Source organism: Sphingomonas beigongshangi (genome assembly GCF_016820445.1).
Lineage (GTDB): Bacteria > Pseudomonadota > Alphaproteobacteria > Sphingomonadales > Sphingomonadaceae > Sphingomonas > Sphingomonas beigongshangi.
This window is the reverse complement of record NZ_JADHDT010000011.1, coordinates 38,868-56,091: the sequence shown is the minus strand read 5'-3', so window position 1 is coordinate 56,091 and position 17,224 is coordinate 38,868. Positions and strand designations below refer to the sequence as shown.

General features: G+C 67.5%; 16 protein-coding genes and 1 tRNA gene. 4 read left to right on the top strand and 13 right to left on the bottom strand.

The genetic code is table 11. The features are described 5' to 3' along the window. Positions 1-21 precede the first annotated feature (21 nt). The 3 genes from IQ292_RS16780 to IQ292_RS16770 form a co-directional block, all read right to left on the bottom strand. Positions 22-672 (bottom strand): glycerophosphodiester phosphodiesterase family protein, encoded by a 651-nt coding sequence (locus IQ292_RS16780; protein WP_238941201.1) that lies wholly within the window; start codon positions 670-672, stop codon positions 22-24. Between the two features lie 82 nt (positions 673-754). Beyond that, on the bottom strand, positions 755-3,265 hold the full coding sequence (locus IQ292_RS16775; RefSeq protein WP_203311473.1) for a TonB-dependent receptor: 2,511 nt from the start codon (positions 3,263-3,265) through the stop codon (positions 755-757). Between the two features lie 72 nt (positions 3,266-3,337). Beyond that, the gene (locus tag IQ292_RS16770; protein WP_238941200.1) at positions 3,338-4,483 is read right to left on the bottom strand and encodes an ROK family transcriptional regulator; all 1,146 of its coding nucleotides are present in this window, start codon (positions 4,481-4,483) and stop codon (positions 3,338-3,340) included. A gap of 66 nt (positions 4,484-4,549) precedes the next feature. Here IQ292_RS16770 and IQ292_RS16765 point away from each other — a divergent pair, with 66 nt between their 5' ends. After that, on the top strand, positions 4,550-5,932 hold the full coding sequence (locus IQ292_RS16765) for an MFS transporter (protein ID WP_203311472.1): 1,383 nt from the start codon (positions 4,550-4,552) through the stop codon (positions 5,930-5,932). A gap of 67 nt (positions 5,933-5,999) precedes the next feature. Here IQ292_RS16765 and IQ292_RS16760 read toward each other — a convergent pair whose 3' ends face one another. From IQ292_RS16760 to IQ292_RS16740, 5 genes are all read right to left on the bottom strand, one after another. After that, complete coding sequence (locus tag IQ292_RS16760; protein WP_238941199.1) at positions 6,000-6,395, bottom strand: DUF4174 domain-containing protein; 396 nt, start codon at positions 6,393-6,395, stop codon at positions 6,000-6,002. Between the two features lie 41 nt (positions 6,396-6,436). Then, complete coding sequence (locus IQ292_RS16755; protein WP_238941198.1) at positions 6,437-9,088, bottom strand: M1 family metallopeptidase; 2,652 nt, start codon at positions 9,086-9,088, stop codon at positions 6,437-6,439. Positions 9,089-9,303: 215 nt separating this feature from the next. Further along, a tRNA-Glu gene (locus IQ292_RS16750) sits at positions 9,304-9,379 on the bottom strand. 96 nt (positions 9,380-9,475) lie between these two features. Next, on the bottom strand, positions 9,476-10,849 hold the full coding sequence (locus IQ292_RS16745) for a class II 3-deoxy-7-phosphoheptulonate synthase (RefSeq protein ID WP_203311471.1): 1,374 nt from the start codon (positions 10,847-10,849) through the stop codon (positions 9,476-9,478). A 398-nt stretch (positions 10,850-11,247) separates the two neighbouring features. Further along, a complete protein-coding gene (locus tag IQ292_RS16740) occupies positions 11,248-11,673 on the bottom strand; it encodes a hypothetical protein (protein ID WP_203311470.1) in 426 nt (141 codons plus the stop codon). A gap of 220 nt (positions 11,674-11,893) precedes the next feature. Between IQ292_RS16740 and IQ292_RS16735 the strand changes: the two genes are divergently transcribed. Further along, positions 11,894-12,376: a hypothetical protein gene (locus IQ292_RS16735; RefSeq protein WP_203311469.1), complete on the top strand. Its 483-nt coding sequence runs from the start codon at positions 11,894-11,896 to the stop codon at positions 12,374-12,376. Positions 12,377-12,419: 43 nt separating this feature from the next. Here IQ292_RS16735 and IQ292_RS16730 read toward each other — a convergent pair whose 3' ends face one another. The 4 genes from IQ292_RS16730 to rplJ form a co-directional block, all read right to left on the bottom strand. Beyond that, the gene (locus tag IQ292_RS16730) at positions 12,420-12,731 is read right to left on the bottom strand and encodes an alpha/beta hydrolase family protein (protein WP_203311468.1); all 312 of its coding nucleotides are present in this window, start codon (positions 12,729-12,731) and stop codon (positions 12,420-12,422) included. A 116-nt stretch (positions 12,732-12,847) separates the two neighbouring features. After that, positions 12,848-13,261, bottom strand: a complete 414-nt coding sequence (locus tag IQ292_RS16725; RefSeq protein WP_203311467.1) for a hypothetical protein — start codon at positions 13,259-13,261, stop codon at positions 12,848-12,850. 173 nt (positions 13,262-13,434) lie between these two features. Beyond that, positions 13,435-13,812 carry a 50S ribosomal protein L7/L12 gene (gene rplL, locus IQ292_RS16720; RefSeq protein ID WP_115379637.1) on the bottom strand — a complete coding sequence of 126 codons (378 nt, stop codon included), beginning with the start codon at positions 13,810-13,812 and terminating at the stop codon, positions 13,435-13,437. An 82-nt stretch (positions 13,813-13,894) separates the two neighbouring features. After that, positions 13,895-14,410: a 50S ribosomal protein L10 gene (gene rplJ / locus IQ292_RS16715; RefSeq protein ID WP_198353274.1), complete on the bottom strand. Its 516-nt coding sequence runs from the start codon at positions 14,408-14,410 to the stop codon at positions 13,895-13,897. A 500-nt stretch (positions 14,411-14,910) separates the two neighbouring features. On the opposite strand from rplJ, the gene IQ292_RS16710 reads away from it, so the two are divergent. After that, positions 14,911-15,426, top strand: coding sequence for a PilZ domain-containing protein (locus IQ292_RS16710; RefSeq protein ID WP_203311466.1), 516 nt, complete (start codon positions 14,911-14,913; stop codon positions 15,424-15,426). A 58-nt stretch (positions 15,427-15,484) separates the two neighbouring features. Next, the gene (locus tag IQ292_RS16705; protein WP_203311465.1) at positions 15,485-16,330 is read left to right on the top strand and encodes an oxidoreductase; all 846 of its coding nucleotides are present in this window, start codon (positions 15,485-15,487) and stop codon (positions 16,328-16,330) included. Between the two features lie 198 nt (positions 16,331-16,528). On the opposite strand, the gene rplA is transcribed toward IQ292_RS16705, so the two are convergent. Continuing rightward, positions 16,529-17,221: a 50S ribosomal protein L1 gene (gene rplA / locus IQ292_RS16700; protein ID WP_203311464.1), complete on the bottom strand. Its 693-nt coding sequence runs from the start codon at positions 17,219-17,221 to the stop codon at positions 16,529-16,531. Positions 17,222-17,224: the final 3 nt, after the last annotated feature.

The following is a 17,224-nucleotide window of genomic DNA, read 5'->3' as shown; positions in this document are numbered from 1 at the left end:
GATGCCTCCTGCAGTGGTGCTTCAACACCTCCACTCTGGCACATCGATGCCGTCAGGGGGCGTCCACCCCAACGCAAAGGGTACACGGTCATAGGGCGGGATCGATGCAAGCGGCACGGAGGCGATTCCGGCGGACGTCTTGACGATGACGCGATCGGTTGCGCCGGCGCGGTGGACGGCATCGACGACTTCCCCGTAGATTGCGTCCTTGACGTCGAGGTTGAGGACGATCCCATCCTTCGCGAGCGCCAATATCTCGTCGAGGGTAAGGACGCGCTGGTCCGACAGCGGCGCCCCCGCACCGCCCTCGTCCTGTCGGAGTCGGAGCGCCTTGAGCTGCGCGAGGGTAAGGTCGGCGACCCGTCCCGTGCCGTCGGTCGTGCGGTCGACACGCTCGTCGTGCATGATCACGAGCGCACCGTCCCGACTGCGCCGGACGTCGGTTTCCATCACGTCGGCACCCAATGCGACACATTGCGCGAGCGCGGCGGCGGAATTTTCGGGAGTCGGGCCCAACCCGTGCAGCGGCGCGGCTTCATGGCAGCCGCGATGCGCGATCACGATCAGGCCTCCGCGCGGATCGCGGATGCGACCAAGCGCATCCGGCGGCGCCGCCTGAACGGCGGAACAGGCGAGCAGACCGGTGACGGCCGCGAGGAGCAGGCGTTGCATGAACATTTCCATCGAAAAAGGCGGGCGGCCGCGACGGGCCGCCCGCGTCAGGCGCCACGGTGGGGGGACATCCTCCGTGGGGTTACCATTTGCGGCTGACGATCAGGCGCACGTTGCGGCCGAATAGCGGCCGCCCGAAGATGGCGGTGGGTACGCCCTGGCCGAACCGGTCCCCCGCCGTGTTGCCCTCGGTGAAGCCGTGCGCATTGGTGATGTTGTCGCCGGCGACCTGGAACTGCCAGTCACCCGACGTTAGCATGCCGCCGAGACCGAAGGAGCCATAGGCCGGCAAAGCGGTGGTGTTGCCGAAGTCGGTGAAGCGCCTGCCGACGTAATCGTACCGTCCGTACACGCTGATCTTCGCGTCGCCGGCGGTGAAGTCCAGCGTCGGGCGTACGTTCAGATACAGCTTGGGCTCGCGGATGATCTGCTTGCCGTTCGCGATGCGCGCGTCCGCGCCCGTGCTGCTGGTGAAATTGAGGTAGCGCGGGTTCTGGAACGTCACCGAACCGGCCAGGGAGAAGGGTCCGCGAACGCGCAACAGGCCGTCCGCCTCCAGGCCCTTGTTCTCCGCGATGCCGACGAAGTTGGTCGTGACATCGGCGCGGCCCGTCACGGGGTTGAACGCCGCGAAGCTGGCGTTGAGCGGGTCGAAGCGGGTGTAGAAGCCGGTGATGTACAGATAGGACCCGCCCGTGAGCAGCTTCACGCCGGCCTCGTACAACTTGGCCTTGGTCGAGATCACTGCCGGCAGCGGCACGTTGGTGACGATGTTCGATGTCGGCGGCACCTGAAGCTGCGAGGCGCGCAAATAGATGCCGATATGGCCGTTGGCGTCGTAATTGGCGCCGACCGTCCAGTTGGTCGCGTTCAGCTTGATGCGAGTGCTGTTGATCGCGCCGGTGAAGCCGCGAGTGCTGTTGTCCGCGAGGGTCGTCGCGTCACCCAGATTGTAGGCGCCGGTGACGCGGCCGAAGCCGCTGAAGGTATACCATTCCTGGCGCAGGCCCGCGTCGATGCGCAGCTTGTCGGTGATGTCCCAGGTGTCGGTGCCGTAGAGCGCGATCAACTGGCCGTCGGCATGGCCACCGCCGAGCGACGACGCATCGGTGAGCGCGCCATTGTCCGTGACGTAACCGAGCACGGCGTTGTTGGCGGAATAGGCGACGAGGTCGAGGACGGGCGGCTGCGATTTCACCTCGACCAGATAATTCTGGTAGACGTTGAAATTGGTCTGACCCCACAGCGAACCGTAGGTGCCGATGCGGATGTCGTGCGTGCCGAGCCCAGTCTCGAACTTGCGGGTGATCGACAGATCGCCCTGAGCGGAGGTGAAATCGCTCGCGATCGAGCGATATTGGGCCTGCATCACCAGCCCCGAATCGTTTGCCGGATTGTACGCGGTCTGACCGCCGGTGCCGGCGATCGCATAGCCCATCCGCGCCACCCCGGCACCGAACGCCGTGGTCGCCGCCGGGAGGAAGCCGTTGGCGAACGTGGTCGCGTCGACGGGGTTGGAGGTCGAGTAGAAGGCGTCGAAACGCACCTTGCCCTGGGTATAGCCGCCCTTGGCGGACACGTGCCAGTCGCCGAAGTCGCCCTCGTAATCCAGGCCGACGTTGCCGAAGATCATGTGCCGACCGTTGGCGAGGTCGCCGCGCTGGTTCTGGATCACACCCGCGCCGTCACGATATTTGATGTTCACCGACCGCAGCGCCGGCGTGTTGATAGTGCCGGAGAAATAATCGACGTACTTGTCGAGGCTGACGGCCGGATTGCGCGGGTCGTTGGTCGGGATCGAGAGATAGAAGAGGTTGTGATCGTCGGTGTACTGGCCGGTGATCTTGACGAAACCGTTGCCGAAATCGTGCTTGATGTTGGCGCGGATCTGACCGCCGCGATCGCTCGGGAAGCCGGAGTTGCGGTAGCCGTCATGGTAGCGCAGGAACCCGCCGATCGCGTAATAGGTGTCCTTCGACAGCGGGCCGGCCTGATAGGCGTCGAGCCGGTAATAGCCGGTGTCGCCCAGCGTCGCCTGCACCTTGCCGCGGGTCGTCGCGGTGCCGGTGACGGTAATGACGTTGGCGATGGCGGCGGCGGTGCTGGCGTAGATCGGTGCCGGACCGCCGCGCACGACCTCGACCCGGTCGGTCATCAGGTCGAGGCGGTTCATGCCGTCGCCCTGGTTGAAGAAGTAGCCGTCGAGTTCCTGATACAGCGGCAGACCGTCCTGCTGATAATAGAGGAAACCGCGATCGGTGGGAATGCCGCGGACGCGCGTGATGTTCTGGACCTCGCCGCCCGTCGCCTCGACATGGATGCCCGGCAGCGCGCCGATCAGGTCGGTCGTGCTCTTGGGTGCGAGCTTCTGGATGTCGCTTTGCGACAGCGAGTTCACCGCATAGGACACGTCGAAGCGACGCTGCTCGCGCGCCGAACCGGTGACGATGATGTCTGAGCGATCCTCGTCCTGCGCCGTGGTGCTCGCGTCCGACGTGGTGGACGCGCGATCCGCCGTGTCCTGCGCCGACGCCGATTGGGTCGCGGCCGCCATCGCGCACACCGCTGCCCCGACCAATAACATGTTCCTCATTCGAGCCCCCTCTGCCTTGCGATGGCGGCGCAGTGGGGACGGAATGTGACACTATTATTTTCTTACATGTAATTAAATCATCATCGTCTCCGCCGCAGTGATCGCGTGGACCGGGATCATCGCGGCGCCGATCACGACGGCCTTGCTGCCGATCGCCGAGGCATGGATCGACGGCAGCGACGAGCGATAGCCGTCGCCTCGCCCGTGCAGGCGTTCGCTGAGACCCCGGGCGATTCGCTGCAGCAGGACGATGGGAAGCGCGCCGGACAGGACGACCGCGCCGGGATCGAGCCATACGGTGCCGCTCATGATCGCCATGTCCAGCTGCCCGATCACGCGTTGCGTCCACTGGTCGATCGTTGGTGCGTAACGATGCAGCAGACCCTCGACCTGCGCGAGAGAATCGATCGCCGCGCCGGCGTCACGCAGGACGAGCAACAGGTCGATACCCGACGGCCGTTCGCGGTGGCCCGGAAACAGCCGACCGACCTCGCCCGCGTTGCCGTGCTCGCCCAAAAAAAGGTCGCGCTCCGCGATCAGCCCGCCGCCGATGCCATGCCCCAGGAACAGCGTCATGACCGAGCGGTAGCGATCGATGATGCCCGGCTGATAATATTCGCCGAGTGCCGCGGCGCTGGCGTCGTTCTCGATCCAGACCGGCATCCCGAGCGCATCGCCGATCACCTCGGTCAGGGGGACGTCGTTCCATCCGGCGACACGATCGACGACGATCCGCCGATCGCGACGCCCGGGCAGGGCGTAACCGGGCACCGCGACTCCCAAGCCCAGGAACTTCCCCCGCATGAACCCATGCGTCGCCGCGAGCGCGTGCAGGCGGGCTTCCACCGCGCGGGCGAAGACGCGGGGATCCGGATCGTCGAAGGGCGACGCGTCGTGAACCACCGGGTTGCCCCGGAAATCGACGATGACCAGCTCGAGCCAGCCCGGATAGGGCGCGGCGCCGATCGCCCAGCCGCCGCGGCCGGACACCGCGAGCGGAATGGTCGGCCGTCCGCGCCCCCGTTCCTCGGCGAGGTCGAGCTCCTCGATGAGATCGAGCGCCAGCAGCGATTGCGTCAGCCGCGTCATCGTCGCGCCGTTCGTCCCCAACGCCTGTGCCAGCCAGCCGCGCGACGCCGCTCCCTTGATCCGCAATTGCATCAACACGCGCTTCTGTGGTTCGCTCAGGGCGATCTGGGGGCGTGGGGGGCGGGTCATGGAGGGGCCTTTTATATTTCCGCAGTGTCAAATAAATGAAAATCCGGCTGGCTAGAGGGGCGGACGATGAACGCCGATGCCCCCGCCGAAGCGCCCGCCCGGTCGCATCCGCTCGCCACGCAGGTCGGCTACAGCGCGGCCAATCTGGGCAAGAGCGTGGTGTGGAACAGCTTCGAAAGCATCATGCTGTTCTACCTGGTTTCCGTCGGTGGCTTTCCGCCGCTGGTCGGCGGCGCCTTGCTGGCGGCAACATTGCTCTGGGATGCGGCGTTCGATCTTGTCGTCGCGCGCTGGACCGACCGCTCCGACGGGGGCGGCCGGCTGGGGCGACTGATCGTCGTCGGTGCGCCGCTGTGCGGGATCGGGTTCTGGCTTGCCTTCGCGCTGCATGCGCCGGGTCCGGTCGCCGCGGCGATCATCGCCTGCCGCCTGGGCTATTCGCTCTGTGACGTCGGGCACAATACCTTGCTCATCCGGGTGGCGTCGGCACCGGGTGATGCCGCGCGCGTCTCCGGCATGCGGCTGCTGTTCAGCGCGGGCGGTGTCGCGCTCGTCGCGCTGGCGTCGGGATCGAGCCTGGCGCACACATTGCCCGAGGCACAGCGGGCCTCCTTCGCCGTCGGTGCGCTTTGCGGCGGCATGCTCTATGTCGCGACCCTGTTCGGCGCGCTCTATGCGACGCGCGGGCTCGAGGCGCCGGGGGCATCTGCGAACGTGCGGCCCGACCGCCTGTTGCGCTATTATGCGCGGGACGCCGCGTTCCGCCGCCTGCTGGGCGTCATCGCGTTCCAGGCGGCGCTGGTGCCCCTGTTCCAGCGTGCGCTGCCCTTTTACGGCAAGGCGGTTCATGCCGATCCCAGCTGGGCGGGACCCGCGCTGTTGACGATCACGCTGTCGCAATCGCTGACGCTTCCCCTGTGGATGGCGGCATCGCGGCGGCTCCCGCCGCGGACGATCGCGATCGGCGCCCATGGCGCGGCGATCGCCGCGATGTTCGGGTTGATGATCGCACCCGCCTCGGTCGCCGAGCCGGTACTGCTGGTGGGGCTTGGCGCGTCGTTCGGCGGCATGAACCTCGCCATTTGGGCATTGCTGACCGATATCGTGCAGCGGACGCTTAGGGAGGGTGCGGGTGGCGAAGCCACGCCCGTCGGCCTCTTCCTTGCGACGCTGAAGGTGGCGGCGGCCTTGGGCAACTTTCTCTTCTCGGCGATCGTCGCCGCGGGGCCGGTCGCCCTGGCATGGCGGCTCGTGCCGGGCGGCTCGTTGCTGACGACGAGCGCGACCGCTCTCCCCGTCTGCGGAAGCCTGGCGGCATGCGTCCTGCTCTATTCGATGCGGGACTCGTTCGCCGCCTCCACGGCGACGAAACCGGGCCTAGCGGGACGCTGCAGATCGTGGCGGCGTCGCACCGCCGTCCGCAACGTCGATGCCGGCGCGGAAGCGTGAACGCCAAATATTGCGCGCCCCGGAAGCGGACTGGCTCCGCCCCGATCCAGCCTGGCTGGATCGCAGGCTAACGTCCCCCGGCGCGGCGCATCGGCATCGCGTCGATCGTCTCCGCCAGCATCGCCGCGTCGACCGGTCGAGACCGGCGCAGCTTGACGCCGCCGTCCTTGCCGACCAGCGCCACGCCAAATCCCGAAGCGGGCAATCGGTAGCGCCGTCGCAAGGCGCCCGCGCCGCCGCCCGCGCCGATCACTCTTTCGCCCAGGATCTCGATCACCACCAGATCGCGATCCTCCGCACCCGTGCGCCATGCCTGGAGCATGCCGCGTTGTTCGACCAGCCGGGGATCGTCCGCGTCGGACGCGCTGATCAACAGGACGCGCTTGTGCCATCGCATCGCCGGCACGCTGGCTGGAGCCGTCGCGGTGACAGGCGGGGCAGGGGGCATGCCGAGCAGGATCATGGTGCCACAACGCGCGCTCGATCGGGTGGTGCCGCCGGCGATTACGGCGTGCGCTGCGCCGATCCCGCGGCCCCCTGACGGATGCGGACGGTCAGCGCCAGTTCGTCGCGCGCGGTCAGCACCTTGCGGCGCACGTCCGGCGGCACTGCGGTGCGCGACGCAAGGAAGGCGTCGACCACCGCCAGCGCGGCGGCATCCCGCTGGCCGCCGATGAACGCGTCGATCCAGCCGGGCAGGAAGAAGATCCGCCGATTCTGGCGTATCCAGTCCAGCCGGTCGAGGGCGGGGCGGAGGAAGGACAGCGTCAGGGATGCCTGCTCGATCGTGTTGAACGGGCCCAGGCTTTCGCTCGCCCATGCCTCGTTGAGCGTCGGATCGTCGAAGTAGCGACCGAAATAGGCGGCTTTGACGGTCTTGTCGGGGCTCGCCGCGCGTGCAACGAACGCATCCTTGACCGCCTCGGTCGACTGGTCGCGGCGTCGCTCTGCTTCGTACAATTGCTGCGCATCGGGCGCTGCGATGGCGATAAGTCGCGTCACGATGGCCCAGCGGGTAGGCTGGCGGATCGCCGCATCCGCGAACGTCGCCCGCCCGGCAAGCAGATCACGCAGACGCGTCAGCGCGAGCGGCGTTCGCGCCGTAGCGACGAGCCGGTCGAGCGCGTCCTTGCGCAATCCGTAGCCGAGCCGCGTATCGTCCAGACGGGCGATCAGCGCGCGCTCCCACTGCGGGCGCAGGGCCGCCGCCGCTTCGTCGGCGAGATAGACGTTGAGGGCGGTCGCACCGCGCGACAGGATCGCGCGGGAGATCTGCTCGTCCCGCTCGTCGGGCAGGCGGTCGAGCACCACCTCGAGGTAGCGGTCGGGCCTCAGCCGGACGTCGCGGACCGTGTCCCACAGACCGCCCCACATCAACGCGCGCAGCAGCGTATCGCGCACCGTACCGACGTGCGTCATGATCCAGTCGACGGTGCGGTCGTCGGGAAGGAACAGGCCGTACCCCTGGTCGTCGTCGTTCGGCCACACGTAATCCGGAACGGGAAGATCCGATGCGCCGCGAACCATCGCCGTGTCACCGCTGAAGGCCGCGTCGAGCACGACGTCGGCACGGTCGCGATAGCCGAGCCGCACGCGCACCTTCATCGGCCACGCGCCGCCGGTGTCGCCCCGGAGCGTCTGCGCCGGCCGCTGCACGAGCGCGAGCGAGCCGATCCGGCCGCCGGATCGCGTCATTCGCGTCTCGACGCGTGGCAGGCCGGCGCGAAGCATATAATGGCGCCCGAACGCGCCCAGGTCGACGCCGGAGGCCGCGCTGATCGCGCCCAGCAATTCCTGCCACGTGGCATTGCCATAGGCGTGGCGGGTCAGAAACGTATGCAGCCCGCGTCGGAAACCGGCCTCGCCGACGAGGAACGCCAGCTGTTTGATGACCGCGGGCGCCTTGTTGTACACGATCGGCCCGTAGTTGCTCTTCGCCGCATCGAGATTGTCGAGCGGTTGCCACAGCGCCTGCGTGCCGCTGGTCGCATCGGCGCGATAGGCGGGCGTCTTGGTCGACAGCAGAAAGGTCGTCCAGGCGTTGCTGTCGGGTTGCAGCTCCGCCTGGATGCGTGCGGCCATGTAGGTGGCGAACCCTTCCTTGAGCCAGAGGTCGTCGAACCAGCGCATGGTGACGTCGTCGCCGAACCACTGGTGGCTGATCTCGTGGTAGATCGTCGCGTCGCGGCCGAGGCGCTGCGGCAGCGTCGGCGGCTCGCGGAAGACGAAACGGTCCTCGTTGTAGAAGATCGCGCCGACATGCTCCATGCCGCCGAACGGAAAGGCGGGGGCGAGCAAGAGGTCGAGCTTGGCGAAGGGGAAGGGGACGCCGAACCAGTCCGCGAGCCAGCGGACGGCGGAACGGTTGGTCTCGATCTGGACGTCTGCGTCCACCTCCGCCCGACGCGACGCGCGGGCGTAGAGTGTGATCGCCCCCTGACCCTCGAGCGCCGAGGTCCAACTCGCCCAGGGGCCGGCCGCGAAGGCGGCGAGATAGGTGGAGATCGGCTCGGTCTCCGCGAAACGCCAGCGGGTGCCGGCACCGACCGCGTCCTTCGCCAGGGAGCGACCGTTCGCGACCACGGTCCAGCCTGCGGGGGCGGTGAGCGTCCACGTGAAGCGCCCCTTCAAGTCCGGCTGGTCGAAACAAGGAAACAGCAGGTTGGCGTCCGAAGGGACGAGCAGCGTGTAGAGATAGTCCGCGCCGTCCTTGTCGTCATGATGGCGGATGATCGCCGCGCCGGCGGCGGCGATTGGCGTCGCGAAACGCGCGCGAACGACGTTGCTGTCGGCCTTCAGCATCGATCCCGGCAGCACGACATGGCCGTCGGCGATATCGGCGCGCGCGGGCCGTCCGTTGATCGTGAGGTCGCTGATCGAGAGCCCGCGGAAATCGAGGATCAAGTCGCCGCCGCCGCGCGTCTGGTCGAAACGGATCTCGACCGTCCCGACCGCGGCCTCGCGCGCAGTCAGTTCGAGCGCGATGGCATAGCGAAGGTTGCCGATCCGCGACGACCGCTCGCGGGCCAAGGCCAGCGCGATGCCCGGCCCCGCGCTCGTGCCAGAAGCCGCGAGGACGCGCGCGGCGGACGCCCCGACTGCCGGCACCAGCATGGCAGCCCCGAGAAAGTGTCGCCGATCGCCCGTAACGTTCATGATGATGGCATCCTGTCGCATTCGCGACGCGACCCTATCGCCAGCGCGGCAGCGGGCAAGCGCGCAAGCGTCGTCGTCGACACCTGCCTGACGATCCGACAAGGAAAGCGGGATGCCCCGCGGCGACAGCGTTGATGCCAGCCCGCAGCGAAAAGCGACGAATGTCTCACATCGGTCTGAGACCACCAGTATCGGAACCGCGAGCGACCGCTTTATGGTGACCCCTACGGGACTCGAACCCGTGTTTTCGCCGTGAGAGGGCGACGTCCTAGACCGCTAGACGAAGGGGCCGTCCGTGGTGGAGGGGCGCCTCTACGGGGTGGGCGCGTCGGCGTCAAGCGGGGGCGCGGAATTTCCCATTCGCGCCCCTGCTTGACGTCAGGCGCGTCAGGCCGCCGCCTTGCGGCGCTCGGCCATTTCGGCGTTGAGCATCTCTGCGAGCAGGAAGGCGAGCTCCAGGCTCTGCCCGGCGTTGAGCCGCGGGTCGCAGTGCGTGTGGTAGCGGTCCGCCAGCGTCTGTTCGGTCACGTCGATCGCACCGCCCGTACATTCGGTGACGTTCTGGCCCGTCATTTCCGCGTGAATGCCGCCCGCATGCGTGCCCTCTGCGCGATGCACCGCGAAAAAGCCGCGCACCTCTGCCAGGATGCGGTCGAAGGGACGCGTCTTGTAGCCCGTGACCGCCTTGACGGTGTTGCCGTGCATCGGATCGCAGCTCCACACTACCGGATGCCCCTCGCGCGTCACCGCGCGGACCAGGCGCGGCAGCGCGGCCTCGATCTTGTCGAAGCCGTAGCGCGTGATCAGCGTGACGCGCCCGGGCGCCCGCGCCGGATTGAGCGTATCGAGCAGCCGCAGCAACACGTCGGGCTCGAGGCTGGGGCCGCATTTGACGCCGATCGGATTGCCGATGCCGCGCAGGAACTCGACATGCGCCGATCCTTCGAAGCGCGTCCGGTCGCCGATCCACAGGAAGTGCGCGGACGTGTCGTACCAGTCGCCGGTAAGCGAATCCTGCCGGGTCAGAGCCTGCTCGTAGGGGAGATGCAGCGCCTCATGGCTGGTGTAGAAATGCGTCTGCGCCAGCTGCGGCACAGTCTCTGGATCGATGCCGCACGCCGCCATGAAATCCAGCGCCTCGCCGATGCGATCGGCGGTTTCGGCATATTTCTTCGCCCAGGGGCTGCGCCCCATGAAGTCGTGTGTCCAGCGATGGACCTGGTGCAGATTGGCATAGCCGCCCTGTGCGAAGGCGCGCAGCAGGTTGAGCGTCGCCGCCGACTGCGTGTAGCCGCGGATCAGCCGCTGCGGATCCGGGATGCGTGCCTCGGGCGTGAACGCGATGTCGTTGACATTGTCGCCGCGGTAGCTCGGCAGTTCGACGCCGTCGATCACCTCGGTGGGGGCCGAACGCGGCTTGGCGAACTGTCCTGCCATGCGGCCGAGCTTCACCACGGGCAGTTTCGAGGCGAAGGTGAGGACGACCGCCATCTGCAGGATGACGCGGAACGTGTCGCGTATGTTGTTCGGGTGGAATTCGGCGAAGGATTCGGCGCAATCACCGCCCTGCAACAGGAAGCCGTTGCCGGCCTGCACCTTGGCGAGCTCTGCCGTCAGATTGCGCGCTTCGCCCGCGAACACGAGCGGCGGAAAGCTCTTGATCTGATCGGTGGCGCGATCGAGCGCGTCGACGTCCGGATAGTCGGGCAGCTGGCGGGCCTCGGCCTTGGTCCAGCTGTCGGGGGCCCAATTCGCGGCCATGATACAAACGTCCTTCGGGAAAGTGTCTTCGCCAATCAAAAAGGCCATGCGCTCAAATCCGGGCGAGCGCAACGAAGGAACGCTTTCGGATGCTTTGACGCAAGCTACGGTCGCACATGACGACTGGTGCCGGTGAAGGCGCTCTACCCCTTCAACGCTTTGGGCGTTGCGCCGGGGCGTTTCGTCGCAGCACACGTGGCGGTCGTCCGGAGTTCATCCAGACGCCGCCACTACCCCATGGTGAGAACGACGTTCATGACAATTCCGCGGCGCGGTCGCGTCGGCGCGATCGCCTTCGCGCTGGCGGCGACGGCCATGCCAGCGCTGGCCCAGGACCAGACGCAGACGCCTGTCCCCGCAAGCACGGTACAGCCTCAGGCCATCCCGGGGCTCAACAACTACCGGTTCTCGTTGCCCGATCCGCAGGGATCGCCGACACCCGCGCCGACTGCGACTCCGAGCCCGGCCGCGACCCCGGCGCCCGCGCCGTCGCCTTCGGCGGTCCGGACCCAGCGACCCGCGCCGACCCCGCAACCGACCGCCACGCCGGAGGCGAGGGGCACGCCGGGTGGTTTGCCTTCGCCGTTGCCTACACCGACGGCGGCGGCAACGCTGTTGCCCGGGACGGGCGCCGCTTCCACCTCCGTAGCGCGCCAGCCGACGGCGCCGATCGACGAGCCGTCGCCCGTGCCGACCGGCGCGGCGACAACCGCGCCCGAAGCCGTGCCGCCCTCAGCATCCGAGCGATCCTCCTCCGGGGAGGTAGGGGGGCTGTCGCTTTGGCTTGCCGGCTTCGTCGCCATCGCCGCGGTTGGCGGCGGCATCTTCATAATGCGCCGCCGACGTGCGGACACGGCGTCGACCATCCCGTCAGCAGAGACCGGCGTCGAATCCAACGCGGGCACGGAGCCGACTCCGCCGCCGCCGCGACCGGCGGCCTCCCCGCGTCCTGCGTCCGTCTCGCCGGCCGTTCCGGCGCCGCCGCTGATGTTGGATCGGGGAGGAGATCCCACGACCGTAGCGACACCGCGCTCGCGCCTGGCGTTGCGCCTGGAACCCAAGCGCGCCGGTTTCAACCTGATCACAGCTACGGTCGAGGGCGAACTGATCGTGCGCAACGAAGGCGAGGTCGCGGCATCCGCCATCCGGATCGGGGCGGTGTTGCTGGAGGCCGGCTCTGGCCGCGAGAGCGAGGTCGCCGCCTTTTTCGCGCAATCCATCGTGCGGCCGGCGACCCCCCCGTTTGCCTTGGCGCCGGGTGAGGAGCGCCGCGTCCGTATCGTTGTCGCGCATGGACGCGAGGCGATTCGTGGCATCCCTGCGAACGGACGGGCCATGTTCGTGCCGGTAGTGGCGATCAACGCTCTTCATGGTGGCGGTGATGCGTCCGGGCAGACGGGGCGCGCCTTTGCCGTGGGCGTCGAGCGCGCCGATAGCGACAGATTGATGCCGTTTTGGCTCGACGTGCCGCCGCGCATGTACGACGGTCTGGCGGTTCGGTCCTATGGGCCCGTCGTCGAGCAATAGGCCGGGCTGCAATGCCCGTCAGGCTCGTTCACCGTGACGGGAACTAGCGCGGTGCCGCAAAGCGGCCGAAGGAAAGGGTGCGCACGTCCGGAAGCGATGCCGGACGCTGGCCATCGCAATAGGCCAGGATCGCCGGAATGAACGCCGCCATGCGGTCCGGCGTCGGCCTGTGCCCCGCGCCCGACACGGAGACGGCGACACCGGATGCGCCGGCGTCGATCGCCGCTTTTCCCAAGTCCCTGCCATGGAAGGCCGGTACGATGTCGTCGTCCAATCCGTGGATGAGGAAGATGGGTTCGTCGAGCGCTTTTACGGCTCCCAGGTTGTCGTAACGGTCTGCGATGAAGGCGCGCACGATACGGGGGGCGAGCCGCTGTATGTCCGTGAAGGCGCCGATGGTAATGACCGCGTCGAGGCTCTGCCGCCGTGCGAGACCGAGCGCGACCCCGCTGCCGAGGCTGTGCCCCAGCACTAGGAGGCGGCGATGCCCCGCATCGGTGCGTGCCGCAGCATAAATGGCGTCGCCGTCGCGGGCGAGGCCGGGTTCGTTCGGTTAGCCGGAATTGCCCGAATAGCCGCGATATTCGGCCGATAATACCTCGAAGCCCTGCCGCACGAGCGGTGCGAACCATGCGATGCTGGTGGCCGCGCTCGACGCAGCGCCGTGAAAGACGAGTATTGTCGGACGCCCAACTGCGCGGCATGGCGCAGGCCGGTGAGCATCAGGCCGTCGGATGTGGTGACCGTGAACCGCTCCGTTCCCGGCGGCAATCCGTCCGTGGTCAGCGGCGCCGTCGGTGACGGGTAAAGGTAGCGCTGTAACTGCGCCGCCGCTGGCAGGGCGGTGGCGACGAGCAAGAGCAGGGTGATCGGCAGCAAGCGCATGTGCGCAGATAGATCAGGCCCCCGCGGCCGTGTCTGCCGGGCTGTGCGCAAAGAAAAGGGCGGCAACCCCGTAGGGTGCCGCCCTTGTCCTTCGGCAGACGACGCGGGTGCATCGCCGGCCGGCTTCGGACGGCGCAAGGCTGGCGTGGCCAGCGCTTGCCCCGTCGCGCAGCTTACTTGAGCTCGACGGTCGCGCCGGCTTCCTCGAGCTGCTTCTTGATCTTCTCGGCCTCGTCCTTGTTGACGCCTTCCTTGACCGGCTTCGGCGCGCCCTCGACGAGCGACTTCGCTTCGGTCAGGCCCAGGCCGGTGATCGCGCGGACTTCCTTGATGACGTTGATCTTCTTGCCACCGTCGCCGGTGAGGATCACGTCGAACTCGGTCTTCTCTTCAGCGGCCGGGGCAGCAGCGCCGCCGCCAGCAGCCGGAGCCGCCGCAACCGCCGCAGCGGCCGAAACGCCCCACTTCTCTTCGAGCATCTTCGAGAGCTCGGCGGCCTCGAGGACGGTCAGCTCGCTCAGCTGGTCAACCAGCGCGTTCAGGTCTGCCATGTGTACTTCCTTTTGCGTGTCAGATCGGAGCCAGAAACTGCTCCGGTTAAGTCAAACAATCACGTTCCAAGCGCCTGAAGAATCAGGCGTTTTCCTTCTCGGCATAAGCCGACAGCACGCGCGCGATCTGCGCCGCGGGAGCCTGGGTGATCGTCGCGAGCTTCGTCGCCGGAGCGACGATGAGGCCCACGATCTTCGCCCGGAGTTCATCCAGCGAGGGCAGGGTGGCGAGCGCTTGCACGCCGGCGACGTCGAGAGGGGTCGCGCCCATCGCACCGCCCACGATTTCGAACTTGTCGTTCGTCTTCGCGAATTCCACCGCGATCTTCGCGGCGGCAACGGGGTCGACGGAAGTGGCGAGACCAACCGGGCCGGTCAGCATGTCGCCGATCGAGCCATAGTCGGTGCCGTCGAGCGCGATCTTGGCAAGCTTGTTCTTCGAGACCTTGTAGGTCGCGCCGGCGTCGCGCATCCGGTTCCGGAGGGTCGTCGACTGCGCGACGGTCATCCCGTTGTTACGGGTAACCACCACGACGCCGACCTCCGAAAAGGTGCGGTTCAGCTCGGCAACGGCCGCGGCCTTTTGAGCACGATCCATGCCATTCTCCACGTTCTGAACCTGCCGCGAACGGCAGGCCCGGTTACAGACCGACGCGACATGCGCCGCATCGGGTTTGTCCAGCGATGGGGAAGGCACCCGCAAAGGGGCGGCAGGCCGGACGCGCAGCGTGGTCGACGCTGGCCGTGCGGCTTGTGAAATTCCTGTCCCCGTCTCGGCAGGAGATTAAGCCGTGGCAATTCCAGGGCGCCTGCTGTCTCGGACGGCGGTTGTCGGGCAAGCCCGCCAACACGAGTGCGCCCATAGCGGAACGGCAGCCCAAGTCAACCACCGACGAGTGCGGTGCCTTCTGGCCCACCGCCGGGCAACGCTGGGGAACAACCGGACGGCCATTCCGGAAGTCGGCTTACGAGATCATATCACGCAATATCAGGTATTTCGACATGGCGGAGCGCGGACCAAAATGACTGCCGCTCTAAGTGATTGTTAAGGAGTGACCTTTATAGGTCCACCACTGACACACTGACGGGGCGGGCGACATGAGACAGCGAGAGCCGAGGCGAAAGGTCCTGGTTCGTGCGCGCATGCGCTCGGGCGTCGAATGGCACGACGTCTTGATCCACAACATGTCGTCGCGCGGTCTTCTCGCGACGTCGAAGGTCGAATGCCGGCCCGGCACCGTGATCGAATTGCGGCGCATCCATCACGTGATCGTCGGCCGCGTGGTGTGGGAAAAGGATCAGTATTTCGGGATTCGGACGCAGGACCGGATCGACATCGATGCGATCGTGGAGGCCAAGCCGCCGGCGTTCAAGCCCGGCACCGCCGTCGCGGATGGTGCGGAACGCCGTGCCGACAGCCGCAAGATCACCGCGGCGTCCATCGTCGATCGCGAGGCGCGCAGCCGTCGTTTCTCAGCGACCTTCCAGTTCGCGATCCTGCTCGGCGTGGTTGCGGTGGCGGGCCTTTGCATCGCGGAACGGGTCGGGCAGGTGCTGTCACGCCCCTTCGCGGCGGTCAGCGCGCAACTCGGCGGCGAGAACCCGTCCTCCTGACCGGAACCGCAGCCGTGGCCGGGGCATTGGCGGGCTTCCCTGCCAAGAAGGTTCCGTCATGACGCTTCCCGAAACTCCGACATGGTTCATCACCGGCTGTTCGACCGGCTTCGGTCGCGATCTCGCGCGACTGGTCCTGGATCGCGGCTGGCGCGCTGTGGTCACGGCGCGCGATGCCGACCGCGTTGCCGATCTGGCCGAAGGGGCGGCCGACCGCGCACTCGCCTTGGCGCTGGACGTCACGCGCGGAGACGAGATCGCGGCGGCCGTCGAGGCTGCGGAGGCACGGTTCGGCCGCATCGACGTCCTCGTCAACAATGCCGGCTATGGGTATCAGTCCAGCGTCGAGGAGGGCGAGGACCATGCGATCCGCGCGCAGTTCGACACCAACGTCTTCGGCCTGTTTGCGCTGACGCGTGCGGTGTTGCCCGGCATGCGCACTCGGCGCAGCGGCCATATCGTCAACTTCACCTCCGTCGCCGGTCTCGTCGGCTTCCCCGGGTCGGGCTATTATGCGGCGAGCAAGCACGCGGTCGAGGGCTGGTCCGACAGCCTTGCCGCGGAGGTCGGCCCGCTGGGCATCGCCGTCACCTGCGTCGAGCCGGGGCCCTTTCGTACCGATTGGGCGGGACGATCGCTGCAGCAGACGCCCAATCGTATCGTCGACTATGCCGAAACCGCCGGCAAGCGCATGGAGGCGACCAAGGGATATAGCGGTAGCCAGGCAGGCGACCCGGTCCGTGCGGGCGAGGCGATCATCGCCGCGACGATGGAGCCCAACCCGCCGCGACACCTCGTTCTGGGCAAATTCGGCATCGATGCGGTGACCGACAAGCTGCGCGAACGGCTGGCAGAGATGGAGGCGCGCCGCGACCAGGCGCTGGCGGCGGACTTTCCGGACTGAACCGACCAGGCCAGACCGACCGAGATGTGGGGCCCTGCGCGATGCGAGCGCCCGCCAGCTCGTGCCGCTCGTATGCGATCCGGCAAGGCTGGATCGCAGCACCACGTCCACGCAAGCGGATCGGGCTTCAGACGCAAAAAAGGGGGCCGGGATTTCTCCCGGCCCCCTTTAATGGTCGTCATCGCAGCTGCGACGGGCTCAGGCGCCCGCGACTTCCGCGGTGTCGACCTTGATGCCGGCGCCCATGGTCGAGCTGACGGCGACCTTGCGGACATACTTGCCCTTGGCGCCCGACGGCTTCGCCTTGACGACCGCGTCGACCAGCGCGTCGAAGTTGCGGCGCAGGTCTTCCTGGCTGAACGACGCCTTGCCGATGCCCGAGTGGATGATGCCGGCCTTCTCGACGCGATATTCGACCTGGCCGCCCTTGGCGGCCTTGACCGCCTCGGCGACGTTCATCGTCACGGTGCCGAGCTTCGGGTTCGGCATCAGGCCCTTGGGGCCCAACACCTTGCCGAGACGGCCGACGACGCCCATCATGTCCGGGGTCGCGATGCAGCGATCGAAATCGATCGTGCCGCCCTGGATGGTCTCCATCAGATCTTCCGCACCGACGACGTCGGCGCCGGCGGCGCGCGCTTCGTCAGCCTTGGGACCGCGGGCGAAGACGCCGACGCGGACGGTCTTGCCGGTGCCGGCGGGCAACGTGACGACGCCGCGGACCATCTGGTCGGCGTGGCGCGGATCGACACCGAGGTTCAGCGCAACCTCGATCGTCTCGTCGAACTTCGACGTCGCACCCGACTTCGCCAGCGCGATCGCCTCGTCGACGCCGTGCAGCTTCTCGCGGTCGATGGTGACGGCCTTCTGCTTCTTGGTCAGCTTTGCCATGAT